This window comes from Chryseobacterium sp. ISL-6, from assembly GCF_018613715.1.
GTDB lineage: Bacteria > Bacteroidota > Bacteroidia > Flavobacteriales > Weeksellaceae > Chryseobacterium > Chryseobacterium paludis.
In genome coordinates, this window is the sequence record NZ_JAGGPT010000010.1 from 40270 (window position 1) to 62134 (window position 21865).

General features: G+C 33.7%; 22 protein-coding genes. 8 read left to right on the forward strand and 14 right to left on the reverse strand.

Annotated elements, in window-relative coordinates; genetic code table 11:
• Window positions 1-284: 284 nt before the first annotated feature.
• The 13 genes from J7E44_RS18170 to J7E44_RS18230 all read right to left on the reverse strand — a co-directional run bounded on the left by J7E44_RS18170 (window position 285) and on the right by J7E44_RS18230 (window position 11948).
• Window positions 285-743: a hypothetical protein gene (locus J7E44_RS18170; RefSeq protein ID WP_214832033.1), complete on the reverse strand. Its 459-nt coding sequence runs from the start codon at window positions 741-743 to the stop codon at window positions 285-287.
• An 18-nt stretch (window positions 744-761) separates the two neighbouring features.
• Window positions 762-1220, reverse strand: a complete 459-nt coding sequence (locus J7E44_RS18175; protein WP_214832036.1) for an HAD domain-containing protein — start codon at window positions 1218-1220, stop codon at window positions 762-764.
• Between the two features lie 369 nt (window positions 1221-1589).
• Window positions 1590-1784 (reverse strand): hypothetical protein, encoded by a 195-nt coding sequence (locus J7E44_RS18180; protein WP_214832038.1) that lies wholly within the window; start codon window positions 1782-1784, stop codon window positions 1590-1592.
• A gap of 5 nt (window positions 1785-1789) precedes the next feature.
• Window positions 1790-2392, reverse strand: a complete 603-nt coding sequence (locus tag J7E44_RS18185) for a MarC family protein (RefSeq protein WP_214832040.1) — start codon at window positions 2390-2392, stop codon at window positions 1790-1792.
• A gap of 43 nt (window positions 2393-2435) precedes the next feature.
• Window positions 2436-4169, reverse strand: coding sequence for a BatD family protein (locus tag J7E44_RS18190; RefSeq protein WP_214832049.1), 1734 nt, complete (start codon window positions 4167-4169; stop codon window positions 2436-2438).
• Window positions 4169-4915: a tetratricopeptide repeat protein gene (locus J7E44_RS18195; protein WP_214832058.1), complete on the reverse strand. Its 747-nt coding sequence runs from the start codon at window positions 4913-4915 to the stop codon at window positions 4169-4171. Before J7E44_RS18195 ends, J7E44_RS18190 begins: the two co-directional genes overlap by 1 nt.
• 100 nt (window positions 4916-5015) lie before the next feature.
• Window positions 5016-6023 (reverse strand): vWA domain-containing protein, encoded by a 1008-nt coding sequence (locus J7E44_RS18200; protein ID WP_214832066.1) that lies wholly within the window; start codon window positions 6021-6023, stop codon window positions 5016-5018.
• Window positions 6023-7015 carry a VWA domain-containing protein gene (locus tag J7E44_RS18205; protein ID WP_214832074.1) on the reverse strand — a complete coding sequence of 331 codons (993 nt, stop codon included), beginning with the start codon at window positions 7013-7015 and terminating at the stop codon, window positions 6023-6025. Before J7E44_RS18205 ends, J7E44_RS18200 begins: the two co-directional genes overlap by 1 nt.
• A complete protein-coding gene (locus J7E44_RS18210; protein WP_215174881.1) occupies window positions 7008-7904 on the reverse strand; it encodes a BatD family protein in 897 nt (298 codons plus the stop codon). Before J7E44_RS18210 ends, J7E44_RS18205 begins: the two co-directional genes overlap by 8 nt.
• Before the next feature lie 78 nt (window positions 7905-7982).
• Entirely contained in the window at window positions 7983-8846 is an 864-nt protein-coding gene (locus J7E44_RS18215) for a DUF58 domain-containing protein (RefSeq protein ID WP_214832078.1), read from the reverse strand.
• Between the two features lie 111 nt (window positions 8847-8957).
• Window positions 8958-9416 (reverse strand): GNAT family N-acetyltransferase, encoded by a 459-nt coding sequence (locus J7E44_RS18220; RefSeq protein ID WP_214832080.1) that lies wholly within the window; start codon window positions 9414-9416, stop codon window positions 8958-8960.
• Between the two features lie 9 nt (window positions 9417-9425).
• Entirely contained in the window at window positions 9426-10430 is a 1005-nt protein-coding gene (locus tag J7E44_RS18225; RefSeq protein ID WP_214832082.1) for an AAA family ATPase, read from the reverse strand.
• Window positions 10431-10652: 222 nt separating this feature from the next.
• Complete coding sequence (locus J7E44_RS18230) at window positions 10653-11948, reverse strand: hypothetical protein (protein ID WP_214832084.1); 1296 nt, start codon at window positions 11946-11948, stop codon at window positions 10653-10655.
• A gap of 116 nt (window positions 11949-12064) precedes the next feature.
• On the opposite strand from J7E44_RS18230, the gene J7E44_RS18235 reads away from it, so the two are divergent.
• The 7 genes from J7E44_RS18235 to J7E44_RS18265 all read left to right on the forward strand — a co-directional run bounded on the left by J7E44_RS18235 (window position 12065) and on the right by J7E44_RS18265 (window position 20163).
• Window positions 12065-13402 (forward strand): peptide-N-glycosidase F-related protein, encoded by a 1338-nt coding sequence (locus J7E44_RS18235; protein ID WP_214832092.1) that lies wholly within the window; start codon window positions 12065-12067, stop codon window positions 13400-13402.
• Window positions 13403-13658: 256 nt separating this feature from the next.
• Window positions 13659-14129 (forward strand): DinB family protein, encoded by a 471-nt coding sequence (locus tag J7E44_RS18240; RefSeq protein WP_214832100.1) that lies wholly within the window; start codon window positions 13659-13661, stop codon window positions 14127-14129.
• A 1-nt stretch (window position 14130) separates the two neighbouring features.
• A complete protein-coding gene (rlmB, locus tag J7E44_RS18245) occupies window positions 14131-14889 on the forward strand; it encodes a 23S rRNA (guanosine(2251)-2'-O)-methyltransferase RlmB (RefSeq protein WP_214832108.1) in 759 nt (252 codons plus the stop codon).
• A 36-nt stretch (window positions 14890-14925) separates the two neighbouring features.
• Window positions 14926-15972: a DUF6263 family protein gene (locus J7E44_RS18250; RefSeq protein WP_214832110.1), complete on the forward strand. Its 1047-nt coding sequence runs from the start codon at window positions 14926-14928 to the stop codon at window positions 15970-15972.
• A 25-nt stretch (window positions 15973-15997) separates the two neighbouring features.
• Window positions 15998-16222, forward strand: a complete 225-nt coding sequence (locus tag J7E44_RS18255) for a hypothetical protein (protein WP_214832112.1) — start codon at window positions 15998-16000, stop codon at window positions 16220-16222.
• A 30-nt stretch (window positions 16223-16252) separates the two neighbouring features.
• Complete coding sequence (locus tag J7E44_RS18260; RefSeq protein WP_214832120.1) at window positions 16253-18787, forward strand: YfhO family protein; 2535 nt, start codon at window positions 16253-16255, stop codon at window positions 18785-18787.
• Between the two features lie 26 nt (window positions 18788-18813).
• Window positions 18814-20163, forward strand: a complete 1350-nt coding sequence (locus J7E44_RS18265; RefSeq protein ID WP_214832122.1) for a glycosyltransferase family protein — start codon at window positions 18814-18816, stop codon at window positions 20161-20163.
• On the opposite strand, the gene J7E44_RS18270 is transcribed toward J7E44_RS18265, so the two are convergent.
• Complete coding sequence (locus tag J7E44_RS18270) at window positions 20160-20801, reverse strand: hypothetical protein (RefSeq protein ID WP_214832124.1); 642 nt, start codon at window positions 20799-20801, stop codon at window positions 20160-20162. The genes J7E44_RS18265 and J7E44_RS18270 overlap by 4 nt on opposite strands.
• A 66-nt stretch (window positions 20802-20867) precedes the next feature.
• Between J7E44_RS18270 and J7E44_RS18275 the strand changes: the two genes are divergently transcribed.
• Window positions 20868-21845 carry a YpdA family putative bacillithiol disulfide reductase gene (locus tag J7E44_RS18275; protein WP_214832133.1) on the forward strand — a complete coding sequence of 326 codons (978 nt, stop codon included), beginning with the start codon at window positions 20868-20870 and terminating at the stop codon, window positions 21843-21845.
• Window positions 21846-21865 lie beyond the last annotated feature (20 nt).

Genomic DNA, 21865 nt, shown 5'->3' on the forward strand with positions numbered 1-21865 from the left:
TCCTGAGATATCTCCGGAACAGTTTATTCCTGAACGTTTCTTTTTGTTTTTAATTAAAGGAAAAATTAATGGTTATGATGGACAGCAAAATTACACCATGAACCCCAGAGAATTTTGTACTGCTCGCAAGAACCGTCTGGCTCGATATAACAAAGAAAAGATAAGGACTAATTTGAAAAAGTAATTATTGTTTTGATGAGCCGTTTCTCATTTTTCCTTTGCCTTTAAAAAACATTTTGGAAATGCACCACGGGATTTGGTGAAGTAAGAATATAATCGGGATATTATTCTATTGTATTAATATCTATAATATTTCGCATATTATCTAAACATTGAGTTTCCATGAAAATCTCTAATATTTCATTTGGTAAATCACCAACCGTCATAGGTTTTACAGGACTTGCAACTAAATGATATTGACCATCAAGAAAATTGTTAAAATTACTTTTATCAAATGAATATAATCCTTTTTTGGTCATCGAAACATAATCTGTTAAATACCTTTCATCGGCGCCAGTTCCAGATCTATTGATCAATAGTGCATCTAATTCAGGATTAATTACAAAATCTGATATTTCAGGCAGGTTCCTAAAATAAGAAACCATTTTTTTATGATTTTCTGCAGACTTAGCCACTGAATCTGGTAATTTCCCTCCTCCGGATGCCATGAATCCGATGTATTTACCATCTGTTAGAAACCAATCTATATCTAGGGTCTGTTGTTCTATTTCTGTTATTATCATCTTTTACAACTATTAATATTATTTCCTGTCCTTTTCTAAGATATTAATTAACTCTCTTGAATTAATTAAACCGATGTAAGAATCAGTTTGTAACCATCTCCATTTTAAACGCTCAGGTAATTCGTGTAATGATTTATCATCATCGATAATAATTAAATCATCGGGATCCATTTCATTATCATTGATCCATTTCTCTATTTCTTCTCTTCTTGATATTTTAATATTCAACGGTATATCTACAATAGAGATTTCTTTAAATTTAATATTTCTCCTAAGGAAAATATTTTTCCATTCAGAAATAGTAAATCTAAATCTGTGAGAAGTTGATAAAATAATCTCTATATTAAAATCATAAAGAGAATTTATTATTGTAATAGCAGCGTCATTAAACTTATAAAATCCATCTTTCTCTATATCAACTTTTTTATAAGGATTAGCATGAACCATCACTCCATCAATATCCAAAAAAATTTTCATAATCAAATTTAATAATATAGAATATAGAATATATTACAAATTATTAAGAGTGTCAATTAATCCTTGATAGGAGCATTCTTTTTCACCCTTTAATAACTTGCCTGGCTTATATTCTTCTACAACTATGTTGTACTTTATCTTGATATTATAATGAAAAGTAAATATATATACTAATTTTTGTTTTTCGTCAATCCTATGGCAGTGGTATCTGCTTCACAAAGATCAACAATTTCAAAATCTTGTAATCACTCTTCTTTAATTTTCAATAGAAAATTATTTATTTCTACTGTCTTATTTTTCATTATCTTAAAATAAAAAGCCTCTTCAAAAAAATTTAAAGAGGTTTTATAATTGATTGTAATATTAAGATTACTTCTTTATTCCAATTTTACTCCAGGTATTCAATACAAAAAGCAAGATCAATCCGATAACCGCTGAAGCAATTGAAAAAACAAACTTCAGATTATCTTCTGATAAAACTTCTGACTGCCAGTCTAACGCATAAAGATTAATTGCGATGAAAACGATAAATAGTACTAAAAATACTTTATAAAACTTCTGCATGATTCTTAAAAATTAATATAGTTCTGCACCAATTGGGCAAAGTTAGCGGTAAATAATTTAATTGAAATTGCTAAAAGGATGATTCCGAAAACTTTCTGCAAAATTGCCAATGTGGCCTCGCCCATTTTTCTTTCCAGCCATTTAGCTGATTTCAGCACCAAATATACGAAAATTGTATTGAGAATAATTCCACAAATAATATTAATATCATGAAATTCAGCTCTCAACGATAATGTGGTAGTTAGCGTTCCTGCTCCGGCAACAAGAGGAAAAGCAATAGGAACAATAGACGCCGATTTAGCCTCTGTTGTTTTATTAATTTCAATTCCTAAGATCATTTCCAAAGCAATAATAAAAATTACAAAAGCACCGGCAATAGCAAAAGAATTAACATCCACTCCGATGAATTTCAAAATTTTATTTCCCACAAATAAAAAGACCATCATAATTACTCCTGCCGTTATCGATGCCCTTCCAGCCTCTATTTGCCCGAATTTCTGTTGCAAACTAACAACAATGGGAACAGAGCCTATAATATCGATTACAGCAAAAAGAACCATAAAACAGGTTAGAACTTCTTTTAAAGAAAAATGATCAAAAACTTCCATCTTTTGTAATTAAAAATTTCGCAAAAATATGAAAAAAAATTGACTATTTGCTAATCTTAGAATACAAATTAACAATAGCAACTAAAAGTTCATCAATTCCCTCTGAAGATTTCACAGGTGAGAACTTTTCAATCTGAATCTTTTGTGAAAGCGTTCTATACTCTTCAGCAATAGCAATCCCTTTATAACTTTCTAAAAATTTTCCAAAATCTTTTGTAGAGCCCTGAAAATACTCTTTTCTAACTTCTTCATCTAATTCATCAACCGTCTGAAAGAACTTTTGATAATCTTCACTATCTTTAAGATTCTCTAAATAACTGAAATAATCATTGACATCAGTTTTCAGTCTTTGTCTTATTTCATTTTCTGTTTCAGCAACTGATCCAAGAGGTTTCATCGGTACAGTTTCTTTAATTAATTTGCGTTTTTTTTGCCAAGTCTTAAATAGAATATATGCAATAAATAAGCCTAAAAGAATTCCAATATTCGTTAAAAGGATACTCCAATGGAACTTGTTTTTCTCTTTAACTTTAAATGTTGTAGTCTTTAATACCGGAGTATCTACCGTTTCCAGGAGAGTATTGGTATATTCATTTACTCTTTCAACCGTAGAGCGGGCTTCCATAATCTGATCATGTGAAAAAGCGTTTACGGCTAATGTTTCCTGACCCAGATCTATATATTCCTTACTATTAGGATTAAAGAATGCAAACTGTTCAGTTTTAATTGATATAGGACCTGCTTTCTTGGGAATCACAACATAGTTTGCTAAAACCTCTCCTTTTATTCCAGTCATATCAGGAACTACTTTCGAAGTGATCTTAGGTGCAAATAAATCATAATCCGGAGATTCAACAATTTTTGGCAAAATCATATCTGTTAAATTTCCTACACCGGAAACCTTTACAATGATATTCAATGGTTTCTTAACCTCTACTTTTTCGTTGGAAGTATTGTAAACGCTCACATTGAAATTTCCTACTGCATTTTTAAAATACTCTGGTGAACCTTCGGGTAGTTTTTTTACATTAAGCTTAACCTTATTTGACAAAATTTTATTCTTGTTCGCATATGTACTTACAGAAGCTGAAACAGAGGGAACTTCGACATATCCTGCTTCATTTGGAAAAACCATGAACATAGCTAAAACCTGCGAAGCCATATTTCCGTAACCTGAAGGATCAATTTCTGATCTGTTGAAATTAATAGGATGAACATTGATATTATCCTGATCCGGAAGATGAATATTTTTCACCTTTCTGAAGTTGTCTATATTTTTAGAATAAACTTTTAAAACGGCAATAGTTGGTTGATCCTGATAAACCTCTCTGTCTTCAATCTCCATATTAAGATAGACATCGTTTGAAGCATTAGCAACAGATTTTTTTTCAACATCTTTCACAAAGATGTCGAAAGGTTCGGTTTTATAAATTTTATTATTTATGGTAACAAGTACAGACCCGATTTTTACTTTTCCTTTCTGTTTAGGTTCAAGGGCTACTCTGGTTACATATTGGGTAATCACAGTATTGGTTTCAGGATCCATATAGCCACTGCTTACAGATCCACTACCCACCATATTAAATTTTGATAGATCGGGTAAACGAAGTGGTGTTTGCTGATTGTATTCGCTCCCATTCAATTCAAGAATAATGGTAAGGTTTACAATGTCCTTGCTGCTGTAATCTGTTTTATCTGGGGTTACGGAAATATTTACCTGTCCGTAAGAAATTACGGAAGTAAGGATAACCAGTATGTAAAACAGTTTATATTGCATCACCAATCTTTCTCATTGCTTTCAGGCATTGAGTAAGAATCTTTATTTAAAATTCTTTTGGCGGTCTCTTTTTCTTTTTCGCTTACTTTATTCAATATTGCATTTTCAAGATCTTTTGGCATTTTACCTTCATTATTCTGGTTTTGGTCAGGATTATTGTTCTGCTGACTTTCACCTTGATTTTGCTGGCCTTTGCCCTGATCTTGTTTTTGATCTTTTGGATTGCCTTTTTGATCATCATTTTGTTGTTGGTCTTTACCACCGCCACCTTTTCCAGATTTACTCTGTTGGTTTTTCTTTTGCTGGCTTTCTTTTTCCTTCAACTTAGCAATTTCATAATTCTTTCTCGTAGCTTCGTTATAGGGATCCTGTTTTAAGGATTGCTTATAAAAATATGCAGCTTTATCAGGTTGATTCATCTGCATATAAGTATTCCCTAAATTATAAAGAGCCGCTGCTTTATCCGGCAAGGTCTGAGATAGCTTTTGTGCTTTTTCAAATTCAGTCCTGGCCTCTTCATATTTTTTATTTTTATACAATGCATTTCCTAAATTGTAATGTGCTGTAAAATCTTTTTCATTGGATTTTATAGCTTCCATATATTTAGAAGATGCGCCATCATAGTTTTTACCATTGAATTTTTGATTGCCTTCATACACCAAAGTCTTGTAGTTTTCCTGAGCAAACAACGTCCCTGACACTAGAAAAGCAATTATAAACGATAAAAAAATGATTTTAGTATTCATTATATGCAAAATTATTCCTTTATATGTTAATAAACAGGCTTTTATTTGTTAAAATTGGGTTAAAGTATCTGGTGAAAAAATAGGAAAAAAACTAGAAAAATCACACATTAAAATCTCTTTTTGGATTGAAAATGTAAATTAGCAAAAAAAACAATAAGGACACTGCTAAAAAGTATTGATAATAATGATTTGCGTTTTGAGATTTTACCAGTGTTTCTGAGGTAGACATCTTTTTATTTAAGGCATCAATAATTCGGTCTGGTGTTTCATTGATATTATTACCATCAACGTATGATCCACCTGTAGATTCTGCTATTTTTTTTAGTGCTCCGGTCTGTCTTTTTGAAATAACAGTTTCTCCCGCTCTATCGGTTTTATATCCCATTAACTGGCCAAATACATATTCCGGGACTGGCGCTCCTTCATCCGAACCTATTCCTACAGAAGTAACCATAATACCTTCCTTATTAGCAAGTTTTATTGCTGCATTATCATTCCCTTCATTATCTTCTCCATCACTTAATAAGACAACCTTCCGGGCTCCTTTGCTTACATTTTTAAACTTACTGACCGCTGCCTGCATGGCTTTAAGAAAATCGGTTCCCTGGATTTGCATAGAATTCGTTTCAATTGCGTTGATATACGTTTCAGCGGAAGTATAATCCGTTGTCAAAGGCATTATAGAAGTAGCTTCACCTGCAAAAATCACAATTCCTATTTTATCACTTTTCATCTTCTGCATCGTATTGATCATTAGATTTTTTGCCTCATTCAACCGATTTGGATTAATATCCTCCGCATTCATCGAATTGGAAACATCAAGCATAAAAATGACATTATTTAATTTTTGATTGGTTTTAATTTCTTCAGAACCATTTAATAGATCAATAATTGCAAAAATTAAAAAGAGGGTTCCCAAAAGATATAAGGCGGGAAATACTTTGGTAAATCCTGATTTTTTTTCAAAAAGATCTTCATGAAACTGATTATCCGCAAAAATCACTTTTCTTTTATCCTTCCATTTCAGGTAACGAACCAATAAAAAACCGAGCAGCGGCAAAAGCAACAGCAACAACAAATACCAATAATTCCCTAAATACCAATCCATCAACTCAAAAATTTATAAAAAAACCATCTTAGCAATGCATCAATAACGAGCATCCCTAAAGCGATCCACAGGAAAATTTTAAAATATTCCTGATAATTATACAGTTTGGAAACTTTCACATCAGACTTTTCCAATTGGTTTATTTCGTCATATACTTCTTCCAGACTGCTGTTTGAGGTAGCCCTGAAATATTTACCTCCCGTTGTCTGAGCAATTTCTCTTAAAATAGGCTCATCAATTTTAACTTCTGTTTCCGTAAAGACAAGATCTCCGAAAATATCGGTTTGGGTTGGCATTAGAGCGTATCCATTTGTTCCAATCCCAATAGAATATACTTTGATGTTATTATTCTTTGCCAGCTCTGCACCCACCTGAGTAGGCATCGCATTTTCAATGGTATTTACACCATCTGTCATAAGGATAATAATTTTACTTTTTGCTTTACTATTCTTTAAATGGTTTACCGCTACAGAAAGTCCCTCGCCAATAGCTGTTCCCGGCTGAAGTTCCAGTGGATTAAGATTCTTTAATTCATCTATCACCACCTGATGATCGGATGTCACAGGAACCTTTGTAAATGCCTCCCCTGAGTAGGTCACCAAACCTAATCTGTCATTAGGTCTTTTTTCAACAAATTTTATTGCAATATCTTTAAGAGCCGTTAATCGGTCGGGTGTTAAATCTTTAGCAAGCATACTTAAAGATACGTCCACAGAAAGCATAATATCAATTCCTTTTGTATCATCTCTGTCTTGAGAGATCGTAAAGGTTCTTGGTCTTGCCATCGCAATAATAAGTGCAGAAAGTATAATATACTTTGACATTTTAAGTAAAAACAATACTGCTACAATTCCATTGCTGCTATCCATACTTTTTACTGTAGGTACTTTTATACCTTTTTTCTTCTGCTTACTTATGTCTCTAAACAAAAGAGGAATAAACAACAGAAAAAGCAGAAAAAACCAGGGGCTATAAAATTCGAAATTAAACATCCTTTCTTAAGTTTTCAAATTCCAGATCTTTTGATGATCTTTTTACAAACTCTCTGATATCTGCAAAGTCATTTTCCATGGTCTTCTGATCAGGGAAAGTTTTGGCAAACTTCACTAAATCTCCCCTTAGAAAGACCTCTTCAACTACCTTTTCATTCTCCAATGATATTGTATTATTCTCTTTCATTAAATGTACAAGATCATCTGTAAGCAATACATCCGCAGGTAAATGATATTGTTTAGTGATAAATTTTCTTGAAATTTCAATTAATTCAACATAAAAAGAACGATAATTTCCTTCTTCTATATATTTTTTCTTTTTAAGCGAGTCCAGTTCCTTCAGTGTCTGATTGGTAGCTACGACAGGAGAGCTTTTTGATTTCCTTCCCCACTTCAGATACATAATGATTGCAATGATAAGGGCAATAACCGATAAGGCAGCCAAAATATACCATTTATAAAGCTCCCAATAATCTTTAGTTCCCAGTTTTACTTCTTTATTCTTCATGATATCATTAATCTGATCCCCTTTTTGGGCCGTATTAATGACGTCTATTTCATAAGGAATGGTTTTTAATATTTTATCTCCTACTTTAAATTCGAGTTCAGGAATGGTAAATTTCCCTTCTTCATAAACAGCAAATTCGATCTTTCTCTCATATAAATCTGGCTTAGTACCAATGCTGTCTTTCACCTCTTCAAAATGGAAAGGCAGCAGTTCATTTTTAGCTGCTGCACCCACCTGCTGATTGTTCAGGTTATCAATTTTAATAACAAAATGATTCACTTCTCCTAAAGCAAGAGTCTGTTTTTCAAGATGGGAAGAAAGGATCTGTGAAAAAGTATTTACACAGACCAGAGAACATATTATAAATAGTATTTTTTTCAATTTCAATTCAATTTTGGCTGAAAAGCCCTACCTGTTTTTTATTATTGTGCGTTCTTAAAATCACACCTGTTGATACAATTACTTTTTTTGAAAATAATTATATAATAATTTTGAATAATCTTCACCTGCAGCTACATTCATAAAACTAGCAGAGCTGTTAGCAAAATCTTCTTCTAATGCCCGTACTTTTTGCTTTTGTGCCTCCGCAAAGGTATACCTCCATCTGGCACTTGATGTATTTGCCCAAACCTGCTTTCCTGTTTCCGCATCATAAAATAATGCATATCCTACATCCGGAATCTCATTATCCTTTTCGTCATAAATCCTCATTCCCAATAGCTGATGCTTCTTTGAAGTGACCCTCAACATTTTAGAATCATATTCATCATCAAAATCCGAAAAGAGAAAAACGAGTGATTTTCTTTTGAAAATTCCCATCATGTACTCTAAAGCTTTATCAACCTTTGAAACCGCAGGTACATAATCTGCAGTTAAAATATTACTGATAATGGAAAGGATATGTTTTCTCCCTTTTTGAGGTGGAATTACTTTATATACTTTATCGGCAAATAAGATCAATCCTACTTTATCATTATTTCCTGCAGCTGAAAATCCAAGGCTCGCAGCAATCTCTGCTACATATTCTCTTTTGAGCTGTTTTTTTGTTCCATAGTCCATCGATGCCGATATATCGACCAGAATCATCATTGTTAGTTCCCTTTCCTCTTCCATTACTTTTACGAAAGGTTCCCGGAAACGAGCTGTTTTATTCCAATCTATCCTACGGATCTCATCTCCAAACTGATAAGGACGAACTTCAGAAAAAGTCATGCCCTGCCCTTTAAAAGCACTATGATATTGTCCCATTAAAGTAGCCTCCGTTTTCTTGCGGGTACGGATTTCTATCTGTTTTACTTTTTTTACAATATCTTTTATCTGCATAGATTAATTGGTAATTGAAAGTTGAAAATGGAGAAAGTGATAAACTATAAATTATTTGTGCTAAACCAAAAATTTTCAACTCTTTCAACCTTAAATTTTCAACTTCTTGCTTTAGTCTTTAAATTCAATGGATACATTAAGCCACTCATCATCAAATTTAGGGTTGTACTTTTTATAAAAATTGATAGCTGACTCATTCCAGTTTAATACCTGAAACATCATTCCACTATAATTATTTGATTTTCCGAATTCCACGGTAGCATCGAATAATTTCTTCCCAATCTGTTTTCCTCTCATTCTCTCAGTCACTACCAGATCTTCTAAATACAATCTCCTTCCTTTCCATGTTGAATATCTGTTATAATATAAAGATATCCCCACTATTTCATCATCAACTTCCGCTACAAAAGCTCCCCAGACAGGAGAACTCCCGAATCCGGCATCTATAAATTCCTCTAAAGTAACAGTAACTTCATGCAAAGCCTTTTCATATTCAGCAAGTTCTTTAATAAGCTCCAACATTGGAACGCAGTCTTCCTGAAAAGCTTTTCTTATAACAACATCATTCATAAAATAATATTAAGGAGCTTGAATTTTAGCCAAAATTCTATTAACGATTTCTTCTGATGAAATTTCTTCTGCTTCAGCTTCGAATGTTAAACCTATTCTATGTCTTAAAACATCTTTAGCCAATTCTTTTACATCTTCAGGAATTACAAATGCTCTTCCTCTTAGAAATGCATAGGCTCTTGAAGCTATTGCTAAGTTGATGGAAGCTCTTGGTGAAGCTCCGAAACTGATATAATTTTTAAGATCTGAAAGTCCATAATTCTCAGGATAACGGGTTGCAAAAACCATATCCAGAATATATTTCTCGATCTTTTCATCCAGATAGATCTGATTGATAAGCTCTTTTGCATCTACAATATCCTGAAGACCTATTACTGGCTGAACGGTAGGCTGGTGAGAGGTAGAGACCATTCTCATTACCTTTCTTTCATCTTCAAATTCAGGATAATCTATTTTACACTTCAGCATAAAACGGTCACTTTGAGCTTCAGGTAATAAATAGGTTCCTTCCTGATCAATCGGGTTTTGAGTGGCCAATACCAAAAATGGCTTAGGAAGCTTCATGGTTTCATCTCCAATCGTAACCTGTTTCTCCTGCATCACTTCCAACAGTGCTGACTGTACCTTTGCCGGTGCACGGTTGATCTCATCTGCAAGTACAAAATTAGCAAATACAGGACCTTTCTTTATGGAGAAATCATTGTCTTTAATATTGAATATCATCGTTCCTACAACATCAGCAGGAAGTAAATCAGGAGTAAACTGGATTCTGGAGAAATCACCATGAACAGCTTCTGCCAAAGTTTTTATAGCTAAAGTCTTGGCTAAACCGGGTACACCTTCCAAAAGAACATGTCCATTCCCCAAAAGACCTACCAAAAGGCGGTCTATCATATATTCCTGTCCAATAATAACTTTGTTGATTTCCTGTCTTAGAAGAGAAAACAAGTAATTCTTTTCTTTTACCTTCTCTGTTAACTGACGAATATCTTCTGCTTGGTATGTATCTGACATAGCTTAATTTAAAATAATTGGTAAATTTCTAATAAATACTCGCATTAATCAACACAATAAATGCCATTTTTGAGTTAAAGTTTGTTAAATATTCCTGTGTTTAAAGAAGAATCCAGTGCTGTTCTATTACTTCAACACCATCTATCACAACAATTCTTCATGCCTATAATTGACTATAAAAATCGACAAACATGATGAAATAATATATGTTTATTTGGAATATTAAAGTTTAGTCACTGTAATAGTAAAAGTATCTTCCGCGACATCTGTTGTTTCTTCATACGACCCTACGTTTATGTAATATTCAGTTCCTGCTGTTGTGGTAATAGTTATCGTTTCAGCAGCAGCACCACCTCCATTATCCACCGTATTTACGCATACTAAATTGGTACAAGTACCACTATATATCCCTATTTGAGGGTCAAAAGCACTACCTGAAGGCATTGTTACTTTAATGGTATATTGACTACCATCGCCAACAAATTTAAACCAGGTCCCATCATTCATCGCATCAGCACACACACTGATATTCCCAGCGTTATTAGTAGTGGATATAGCATCACTTTGTGTATAGGTATAAGGGAAAACAGACGCTAACAGAGCTCCCGAACAAGCATCATTTGTCGGTACTGGAGGAACTGTTTTAAAAATAACATCTGCACAACCAGACGATTCAACACCACCAGAAACAGAAGTAACTTTTAAATAATAATTAACTCCGGGATTAAGTGCCGTTGATGGAGAAAAATTAGTAGCAGTAACTACTTGCTGGTTAATAACATTTGTTCCTCCCGGAGTGGTTCCTATTGAAACTTTATAAGAATCTGCTCCTGAAACTGGAAACCATTTAATATTGGGGGATAAAGGAACTGATGGGGCATTATTTACAGGATAAACAACAAAAGGACAAGCAGGAGTAGTTCTTGGTGTTAATCCTAAAATTGTAATCGATGATTTATAATCAGCTCTTATTCCTCCTGGTGGAGATGCCGGATCAACAACTGCATTATCTCCTTTATAATAAAGAGTAGAATATGGAATATGATCATAAACCCGGAAAACTTCGTCAAAATTATTAATATCAATACTTGGAGCGTTTTCTTTTGCAGCTACAACTAAATTATCTGTATTATTATAAGCAAATGGTGTTGTAAAAGAAATTTCTACCTTACCATTATTATTGGTTATTGTTCCTGCAAAAACCTGAGTAAGTTGTGAAAAAGGTATCCAGTCTGTTCCGGATGTGAAGGATGTTTTTGTTGTATGCCCAAGATAGACCGTCCAATTTGAAGAATCATTAATACTTGCGGAGGAATCCAAATAAAATGCAAGTCCTGTAATATTTCCTGCGGCATTGGTATTTATTTCCTGTTTAGGATATATCTGCTGAACGTACGAATAGGAAAAAAAACTACTTATTGGTGCTGTTCCGACATTTGTACTTCCAATATTTAAGTTTATTTGAGCATTAAGCATCAATACTGCTGATAACAAAGACAAAAGTAATATTTTTTTCATATATGATAGAATTAATAAGGTATGGCATGCTAATTTAGCATTAAAGTTTTAATTTTTATAATAAAAATGATTAATTAACCATACATCTTAATATATTTGTATCAAACACCAATAATATGCACAAAAAGCTATTTTTTTTAAGTCTTCTTTTTATTGGCCTTTTCAAATCACAGACCACAACAATGACGAATGTGATTTCACAGGCAACTTATTATGATGGCTATGCAGCTACTGTATCAACTCCGGTACCTCCTGGATTAATCCGACTATCGAATACAAGATATGCAAGAAAACTTACAGATGCTGAACTCGATTCTTTTAAAGCAAAGATCGCAATGAGAGTGACTATAGGTGCTCTATGCGACAATTATGACCGTCTGGGGAGCGTCTTTTTGGCAATGGTTCCTAAAAACCAACCCACATACACCATCAACGATGCTAATGTAAAAAGAATTGAAATTGGGAGATACATTACTCCATTTATGAATAAAAACCGCTCTCCTCTAGAGGTTCCTTATACTTATGACCTGAGTAATTTGTACAACGTATTTCATGATACCGGTTTACGCAGCACATCAGATCTATATATGGAACTCGATGTTTTTGGCGTTCCATATGCGGCGCAGACTCAGGTCGCAGGATGTTCTGGTAGGATTGATGTTTTTTCCGGAACACTAACTTTTTTTTCAACAAATACAGGAGCAACATCAACAGATCATAATAGTTTGGTTCCTATACTTACTTACAGCAGGCTTAATAATTATAATAGTACTGACGTGACCGGTGAAACCGTTAGAATAGTAAATTTTAACCTTCCAACTGCTGTTAGCAATGCCCGCTTTTTTGTAATATCAACCCCTCATGGTGCCAATAGTGGTGGCGAGGAATATGTAAGAAGACAAAACTACACATATATGGATGATGTCCAGGTACTGACTTATACACCAGGAGGAATCTCTTGCGAACCTTATAGAGTCTATAATACGCAAGGTAACGGAATTTATGGAGCTACTCCAAAAACATTCGCAGACTGGACCTCATGGAACAACTGGTGTCCTGGTAATTCTGTTCCGATCAGAGGCTTTACATTACCTACAATGACTGCCGGCAATCACACCCTGAAACATACAATACCAACAGCTGTTTTCAATCAGCAGCAAGGAGATGTTTATTTATCAGTCTATATGCAAGGTAAAAGCAATGCTGTTTTAAATGTAAGTGATGTTAAAACAATAGACGTCAACATATACCCTAATCCTACCTCCGATTTCGTTAATATAAAATCAAAAGCAGATGTAGCTTCGATCAGTCTTTTCAGTATAGATGGAAAAAAACTATCTGAAAATTACAATGAAAATAGGATAGATCTTTCAGTTTATAGTACCGGAATTTATTTTTTGAATATTGTGCTAAAAGATGGAACCACTTTTAAACATAAGATCATCAAAAAATAAACATGAGAAGAGTTACCAATGCGGTGTAACAACCTACTAAAGTACAATTACTTTAACTCATATCTCCAAATCACATGATTTGAACAACAATAAAACCCACCTTTGAATTTTTTTCACTGGTGGGATTTTTTTGCAAAAAAGAAAATAATAAAGACCGCATTTATTAGGATTTACAAACTTTTACTTTAATACTCCAGCCAAAAAATTGTCATTTTCAGTTTATTAAACTATTTTTGGTGATTAAAATTTTTGTAAAATGAATTATCATTTTCAAGCTCACAGACAGGTAAGAAGAAACCTTTTGGAAATATTGCAAAATACCTCCCATGAAGATCTTTTGCTCATCCCGGATGGCTTCAACAATAACATGTACTGGAATATTGCACATACGGTTGCAACACAACAGCTTCTGCACTATTACCTAAGTGGTAACCCCTTCCGAATTGATAAATATTGGATTGAAACTTACAAAAAAGGAACCTTACCGAACTTAAATGTTCAAAAGTCTGAGGTTGAAGATCTGGAGTTTTTATTAACCGAAACTTCAAAAATTTTAATGAAAGATTATGACAGTGATTTCTTTGCAGATTATACACCCTATACCACAAGTTTTGGTATGGATCTGAAGAGTATTCAGGATGCTATCATCTTTAACAATATGCATGAAAGCCTTCATTATGGCTATATCATGTCACAGAAAAGAGCAATTTTAGGAGAAAAATATTAAAATGACAGATAAGAAAGACGATTTTATTTTCGGGCTACGTCCCGTAATAGAAGCTATTGAGGCGGGAAAAACTATTGACAAGATCTTTTTGCAAAATGCACTTCAAGGTCCTATTTATGCTGAACTGAAAACAGTTTTAGCACAAAATAAAATACGTCCAAACTACGTTCCAATTGAAAAGCTGAACCGTTTTACAAGAAAAAACCACCAGGGGGTTGTTGCCTTTATTTCGGATGTTCCGTTTCATAAAATAGAAGACATTGTTCCACAACTATTTGAAGAAGGAAAAACTCCTTTTTTATTAATTCTTGATCGATTGACTGATGTAAGAAATTTTGGTGCCATTTGCAGAACAGCTGAATGTGTGGGAATTGATGCCGTAATTATACCTGAAAAAGGAGCTTCTCCAATTAATTCAGATGCCATAAAAACTTCAGCAGGAGCTATTTACAATGTAAAAATATGTAAAGAAGCGAATCTAGCACACACTGTGGATTTCCTTCAACAAAGTGGAATTGCAGTCTATTCGGCTACTGAAAAAGCACAGAAGTTGATCTATGACGTTAATTTTGCTGGACCTTGTGCTATTGTTATGGGTAATGAGGAAACAGGAATATCCAAAGAAGTTTTACACCATTCGGATGAAAAAATAAAATTACCAATTGAAGGGAAAACTCAATCTTTAAATGTCTCCGTAGCATGTGGAGCGATTTTATATGAAGCAGTAAGACAGAAAATGTCTGTGATTCCCAATCCATAGACAACAAAAATAGTAGTAAAATTTAAAAAATATTAAATGAAAAATATAGCAGCGATAGCGCTAATATCAATAGCATTAGTTTCTTGTAAAAAAGAAACAGCAAAAATTACAAAAGTAGATCCAAAAACAGGAAAAACCATTACAGTGGAAGTTCCGGCTGATTCAATTGCAAAGGTTGCAGAGAATGCTGCCATTAAAGATTCGGCAGGCGTTTATAAACAAACTTTCAAGCTTGAAATAGGAAAAACATATCCTTTAACAACGTATCAGAGAGATGTAAAGACAATGACTGACCCACAGGGAAAAACATTGAACGGAACAAGTGAATCTACTGATGAGATGAGTTTTACTGTAAATGATGTTAAGAATAATGTTTATGATATTACGCTGAATCTTATTGCCAAGAGAAATTCTCAGACTGCAGAAGGAAAAACAATTGTGGTAGACACCAAACAACCTATTCCTAAAGAGGATGATCTTAAAATGATCTGGAATATCAACAGAGCTCTTACAAGCAACAAGCTGAGCATGAAAATGGATACTAAAGGAAATGTAATTTCCATTACAGGTTTTGAGCCTGTTTATACTAAAGTTTCCAATGCAGTAGGTACTTTGGTAAAAGATGCCAATCAAAAAGCAAGTGTTGTAGCTAGTCTTAAGGAAAGCTTTAATGAAAAAGTATTGAAAGATCAGTTCAGTAAAAACCTTACTATTATGCCTAAAAAAGGGGTAAAAGTTGGAGAAAAATGGACTAATACAGAAAATGCTGATCCAAATGGTAAAATTAAAGTTACCTCAAACTATCAGTTAAAAAGTGTAGGTAACGGTGTTGCTGAAATTGCTGTAACAGGTGGAATTCCAAAAAAAACAGACAAACAGGCACAAGGACCTATGACTCACAGCATCAGCAGTGAACTGGAACAAAATGGTACTATTAAGTTTGACGAGAATACGGGATGGATTACCAACCAAAATATCACGGTAAAAACAACTCAGGTAGAAACTATTTCAGACGGAAAACAATCTCAGTCCATGAAAAGTGTTTCTAATTCTTCGGTCATGGTAAATCCATCTGCTAAATAGTTTAGGTTTATAAAATTTAAAAGATATGAAGTGGATTCTTGAGCTAGTACTTACCGCTATTATTATGTTCTTTGTCTGGAATATTCTTAGAAGACTTTTCTTTAAGACCTTCTATAGCTATAGATTCAATAACCAGAATAATAAAAAGCAGGATATACAAAACTCAAATAAGGATATTAATAAGAAAATCAACTGGGACGCAGAAACTGTTGATTATGAAGAAGTAAAAGAGACTAAGGATAAAAGATAAATTCCAAGAAAATAAAAGATAATAACCAGCATGGCGAAAAATAAAAACTTAATTTATATTGCAATTTCATTAGTTGTATTTATAGTTTTAGCATTTTTATATTCCACTCCTGTTTTTACAGGGAAACAGCTTTTCCAACATGATATCGTTCAGTATCGAGGGGGTGCAAAAGAACTTCTCGATTATAGAGCTAATTATGAAAAGGAAACCTATTGGAGTGATTCTATGTTCGGAGGAATGCCAACGTATCAAATGGGTAGCCAGTTTAAAGGTGATATCATAAAAAAAATCGACAGTAACCTGAACTTTCTTCCAAGACCTGTTAATTATCTGTTTTTACTTTTTGCTGGATTTTTCCTCTTAGGAATGGTTGTGGTCAGAAACTGGAAATACGCTTTATTAGGAGCCACTTTCTTTGGTCTTTCAACCTATTTTTACATTATAATTGCAGCGGGACATAACGGTAAAGTTAATACTATTGAATATTTCGCACCGCTTTTAGCCGGTATTTTACTGGTTTATATCCGTAAGAAATATATCGTCGGATTTATTGTCACGACGCTATTTATGGGATTACAAATTGCGGCAAACCATCCGCAGATGACCTATTATTTATTTCTTGCCTTAGGATTCTTATTTATCTCAGAATTGATCAGAGTTATTCAGAAAAAGACTCTGATGAAGCATTTCCTTATTTCTTCAGCTATTATTGCAGCTTCCTGTGTAATCGGTGTTGGAATGAATTCACAGAGAATCATGGCCAATTCGGAATATATCAAGGAAACTGTTCGTGGAAAACAAATTTTAAATACCGATAGCCATACTGCAGGAAAATCCGGAATGGATAAAGAAAGTATTCTGTTGTGGAGTTACGGAAAACTGGAAACACTGAACTTATTTATTCCAAGGTTAATGGGTGGTGGAAGCCAGGAGCCTGAGGCCAAAGAAATGATGAATAAAGTTCAGGAAATGGTTCAGGAAAATGTTTCCAGCCAGGAAGAAATGGACAGAATTTCTAAAGGCTTTGCTGGAATGACCTATTGGGGAGATCAGCCCGGAACATCAGGACCTGCTTATCAGGGAGCTATTGTATGTTTCCTGGCTCTTTTAGGCTTCTTTTTCGCATGGAAAAAATACCGTTATTGGATTTTAGGTGCTTCCATTCTTACCATATTATTGGCCTGGGGAAGTAACTTTATGCCATTATCGGACTTCTTTATAGATTTCATACCATTTTATAGCAAGTTCAGAGCCCCATCTTCTATTTTAGTTGTTGTTGAACTCTTATTTCCATTAATTGCTATTATTGGATTGTATAGATTCTTTACCGATGAAAAATTAACCGAAGAATATAAAAAGAAAATACTTTTTTATGTAGGAGGTGGAACGTTAGGATTCATATTAATTCTTTTAATCTTTGGTAAAGGTTTGTTAGGTTTTGCCACAGACAACGAGAAGCTATATTTCCCTCCTTTCCTACTGGATTATCTGGTGGATGAGAGATTTAAATTATTCAAAATAGATGCAATCAAAGCATTTCTTTACGTAGCAATAGCGGCTGTAGTTCTATTCCTTACTATGAAGAAAAGGTTAAATCAGAATATTGCTTTAGTTATAATTGGTGTGGTAAGTTTATTTGACCTATGGACCGTAAACAAGCGATATCTGAATGACGAAAACTATGTAGATAAAGTATTTGCTGAAAATCCATTTCAGACTGAAAGCTCAGATCTTCTGGCAGAAAAAGTACAGGCTAATCCGGCTCTTGGATCTATTTTAGCTAACGTGAATGTCAATAAAACATTAGAAACAATTGCTGAAAAAGATAAAACACACTATAGAATTTTCAATAATATTTTAGGAACTTTCAGTGAAACGAATACTTCTTATTTCAAATCTTCTATTGGAGGTTATCATGCTGTAAAACTAAGAAGATATGATGATGTGATCAACGAGTATTTCCAGGTAATGGATTCTGTAAAAGTTCCGAATGTTCTTAGTCTATTGAATGCAAAATATTGGGTTCTTGGAGGTCCGGAAAAACCACAGACAATGCCAAATACAAAAGCCAACGGCAATGCTTGGTTTGTAAGTGATATCCAATTTGCCAATACACCGAATGAAGAAATAAAATCAATTGGTGTTATCAATAGCAAAAGAACGGCAGTTGTTGCTTCTGAAGATAAATCATATTTTACCAATAAACCAGTTCAGGCTGATTCTACAGCATTTATTAATTTAACAAAATACCAGCCTAACGAGTTAGAGTTTAAATCTAAATCTAAGACTCCACAATTGGCCGTATTTTCTGAGATCTACTATCCTCATGGATGGAAGATGTTTGTGGATGAAAAAGAGGTACCTTATATTAAAGCAGACTATTTACTTCGTGCTGTTCATGTTCCTGCTGGAAATCACCACATCAGAATGGTTTTCGAACCCGAGGTTATTGAAAAAGGGAAATGGATATCTTTGCTTTCTTTCGGATTATTCATTGCTCTAAGTGGTTTTGGTATTTTCTGGGTGAACAAAAAGAAGGGAGACCTAGTTAAAAAAACTGCTTAAAGTTTAAGTTCGAGGTTTGACATTCCATGGAAAAGAAGAAAATTCTTATCATCACTTATTACTGGCCTCCTGCAGGAGGTCCGGGTGTTCAAAGGTGGTTGAAATTTGCAAAATACCTACCTGATTTTGGATGGAATCCTATTATTTATACACCTGAAAACCCCAGCTACCCTTTATTGGATGCGAGTTTAATAAAAGATGTTCCTCAAGATCTAGAAATTATAAAGACGCCTATTTGGGAACCTTATCAGCTTGCCGAAAAACTTAATAAAAGTAATAAAAAGTTTAAAGCAGGACAGTTTGATGTTGGTAAAAATCAAAGCTGGAAATCAAAGCTTTCTATTTGGGTAAGAGGAAATTTCTTCATTCCTGACGCCAGGATTTTCTGGGTAAAGCCTTCTGTGAAATTTTTAGAACATTATTTAAAACAAAATAAAATTGATGTTGTGCTTACTTCGGGGCCACCTCATTCCTTACACCTCATTGGTTTGCAACTTAAAAAGAAACTTCCAACACTAAAATGGATTGCAGATTTTCGTGATCCATGGACAGAGATTTCTTATTATAGGCATTTAAGGCTAACCAAAAGTTCAGATAAAAAGCACCGACAGCTAGAAAGTGAAGTTTTTAAAAACGCAGATATAACTCTGGCAACAAGCTATACAGATGCTGAAAACTTCCGTAAAAATGGTGCCAATGCGATTTGTATTACCAATGGATTTGATGAAGATGTTTCGCTCAACTTAACCGATGAAAAAACGAGCGGGCAAAATAATAGTGAAATCAAAAATAATATACAATCTCTTGAATCCTCAAACCCAAACACTCATTTTATATTGAGTTATATTGGTGTTTTAGAACAGCTTCGTAATCCTGAAAACCTTTGGAAAATACTTAATGATCTTGTACAGACAAATTCGGATTTTGCTAAGTATTTTATGTTGAAATTTGCAGGAAGAGTGGATGATAAGATTTTAGAATCTCTAAAAAATTCAAGTTTAAAAAATTACATTTTAGATTTGGGATATCTTTCCCATGATAAAGCAATTGTAGAAATGCAATCTTCTGATATGCTGTTGATCACTAATTTTCCAAATGAATCTTCAAAAGGCATTATTCCCGGAAAAATATTTGAATATTTAGCCACAGGAAAACAAATCATTTCATTTGGTCCTGATAAAGCTGACGTTTCCAAAATACTTGAAGAAACTCAATCCGGCAAGCATTTCAGTTATCAAGATGATGATGCAATAAAAGCTTTTATATTAGAAAAATTTGATCTTTGGAAAAATGGAAATCTTCTTGAAAATGCTCAGAATATTGAACAGTTCTCAAGAAGAAATCTCACTAAAAAGTTAGCTGAAGTATTAGCTTAAATTGTCCACTGATCATTAATAACAGCTATTAAATAATATTTTCCCTGGAATTCCTCATACACAAAACGAAGAGTCTTCCAATCCATCTCTCCATATTTCTCTGTTCCTTTAATATAATTTTCTGTGAAATCATGCTTTGGATAGATCTCTTTTAAATTATTCAATGAATTTCCACCTCCCTGAAACTCATTAAGAGAATAGGAAGATATTGTAAAATCTTTTGAAAAGACCCATTTCCCAAGATAGTTTTTGATCGTCTCTTTGTACAAGTCTCCTGAACCGTCATGTGAACCCCAGGTAAATTGCGTTTGTGTCTGAACATATTTTTCAAAATCAGTCTTCGAAAAGTGCTTATCCTCTTTAATGTCTATAAAAGCATACATGGAAAAACGAATCCCTTTTTGTGGGTGAATAAATTCTGAAAATTTCTGATAATCTTTACTTTTTAGAGTCTGCAAAACCTCATCATTGGTTTTCTTTAAAATTTCTTTTTTTTCAGCTTCACTCATTTTCGGAACAGTTGTACTATCCGTTTTTGTCTGAGCAATAGAATCGATAGAGTTTGTTGCAGGCTTCTCCGGATTTTTTTTACAAGCTATAACGCTTAATATCAATATTGAAATGAATAGTTTCTTCATCTTTTTTTAATGTTAATTATAGAAAATCACCAAAACTAATGCCAGAAAAATAAGTAAATTTGTTGAATGGAAGTTTTAGATATTCTCATTATCGGAGGAGGACCTATTGGGTTAAATTGTGCACTCGAAGCTCAGAAAAACAATCTCTCATATTTAATTATCGAAAAAGGAACAATTGTTAATTCATTGTATAATTATCCTTTATATATGCGTTTCTTTTCTACGGCTGAAAAATTAGAAATTGCAGAAATCCCTTTTATATCCACAGCACCAAAACCAGGCAGACAAGAAGCATTAGAATATTACCAGGGAATTACCAGACAGAAAGACCTTAACATTCACCTTTATGAAAGGGTTATTAAAGTCTCTAAAACAGATGGTATATTTGAAGTTGAATCCTCCAAAGCCAAGTATTACTCAAAGAATGTGATCATTTCCACAGGCTTCTACGATATTCCAAATCTGATGAATATTCCCGGTGAAGACTTACCAAAAGTAAAACATTATTATTCTGAACCCTACCCTTATACTAAACAAAAGATCGCAATTATAGGCTCAAGTAATTCAGCCGTAGATGCAGCTTTGGAAACGTACAGAAAAGGAGCTGAAGTAACGATGATCGTCCGACATTCTGAAATATCAAAAAGTGTAAAATATTGGGTAAAACCGGATATCGACAACCGAATTGCAGAAGGCAGCATCCATGCCCACTTTAATTCTGAAATTATTGAGATAAAAGAGCATAGCGTTGTGTTTAAGGATGAAAAAGGTCAGATGAATGAGATTGAAAATGATTTTGTCCTTGCCATGACTGGTTACCTACCTGATTTTGATTTTCTAAAAAATTCTGGAATTGAATTACAGGGAGATTGTCTTAAGCCTGTACACCATCCTGAAACAATGGAAACAAACATTAAAAATCTATATCTGGCGGGAGTTGTTTGTGGAGGAAAAGATACCCATCTGTGGTTTATTGAAAACTCCAGAATTCATGCCAGCATGATTATAAAGAACATATTGGCGACTCTTTCATCTCTTGGTTGATCACAAAGACACAACTTTTC

Bases quoted from the DNA above. Each gene is read 5' to 3' on its own strand.
- J7E44_RS18170 (WP_214832033.1), bottom strand. From the start codon at position 743: ATGATAATAACAGAAATAGAACAACAGACCCTAGATATAGATTGGTTT.
- J7E44_RS18270 (WP_214832124.1), bottom strand. From the start codon at position 20,801: ATGAAGAAACTATTCATTTCAATATTGATATTAAGCGTTATAGCTTGT.
- J7E44_RS18230 (WP_214832084.1), bottom strand. From the start codon at position 11,948: ATGAAAAAAATATTACTTTTGTCTTTGTTATCAGCAGTATTGATGCTT.
- J7E44_RS18275 (WP_214832133.1), top strand. From the start codon at position 20,868: ATGGAAGTTTTAGATATTCTCATTATCGGAGGAGGACCTATTGGGTTA.
- J7E44_RS18255 (WP_214832112.1), top strand. From the start codon at position 15,998: ATGAAGTGGATTCTTGAGCTAGTACTTACCGCTATTATTATGTTCTTT.
- J7E44_RS18265 (WP_214832122.1), top strand. From the start codon at position 18,814: ATGGAAAAGAAGAAAATTCTTATCATCACTTATTACTGGCCTCCTGCA.
- J7E44_RS18190 (WP_214832049.1), bottom strand. From the start codon at position 4,169: ATGCAATATAAACTGTTTTACATACTGGTTATCCTTACTTCCGTAATT.
- J7E44_RS18200 (WP_214832066.1), bottom strand. From the start codon at position 6,023: ATGGATTGGTATTTAGGGAATTATTGGTATTTGTTGTTGCTGTTGCTT.
- rlmB (WP_214832108.1), top strand. From the start codon at position 14,131: ATGACAGATAAGAAAGACGATTTTATTTTCGGGCTACGTCCCGTAATA.
- J7E44_RS18175 (WP_214832036.1), bottom strand. From the start codon at position 1,220: ATGAAAATTTTTTTGGATATTGATGGAGTGATGGTTCATGCTAATCCT.
- J7E44_RS18195 (WP_214832058.1), bottom strand. From the start codon at position 4,915: ATGAATACTAAAATCATTTTTTTATCGTTTATAATTGCTTTTCTAGTG.
- J7E44_RS18205 (WP_214832074.1), bottom strand. From the start codon at position 7,015: ATGTTTAATTTCGAATTTTATAGCCCCTGGTTTTTTCTGCTTTTTCTG.
- J7E44_RS18220 (WP_214832080.1), bottom strand. From the start codon at position 9,416: ATGAATGATGTTGTTATAAGAAAAGCTTTTCAGGAAGACTGCGTTCCA.
- J7E44_RS18250 (WP_214832110.1), top strand. From the start codon at position 14,926: ATGAAAAATATAGCAGCGATAGCGCTAATATCAATAGCATTAGTTTCT.
- J7E44_RS18180 (WP_214832038.1), bottom strand. From the start codon at position 1,784: ATGCAGAAGTTTTATAAAGTATTTTTAGTACTATTTATCGTTTTCATC.
- J7E44_RS18260 (WP_214832120.1), top strand. From the start codon at position 16,253: ATGGCGAAAAATAAAAACTTAATTTATATTGCAATTTCATTAGTTGTA.
- J7E44_RS18215 (WP_214832078.1), bottom strand. From the start codon at position 8,846: ATGCAGATAAAAGATATTGTAAAAAAAGTAAAACAGATAGAAATCCGT.
- J7E44_RS18235 (WP_214832092.1), top strand. From the start codon at position 12,065: ATGCACAAAAAGCTATTTTTTTTAAGTCTTCTTTTTATTGGCCTTTTC.
- J7E44_RS18225 (WP_214832082.1), bottom strand. From the start codon at position 10,430: ATGTCAGATACATACCAAGCAGAAGATATTCGTCAGTTAACAGAGAAG.
- J7E44_RS18240 (WP_214832100.1), top strand. From the start codon at position 13,659: ATGAATTATCATTTTCAAGCTCACAGACAGGTAAGAAGAAACCTTTTG.
- J7E44_RS18185 (WP_214832040.1), bottom strand. From the start codon at position 2,392: ATGGAAGTTTTTGATCATTTTTCTTTAAAAGAAGTTCTAACCTGTTTT.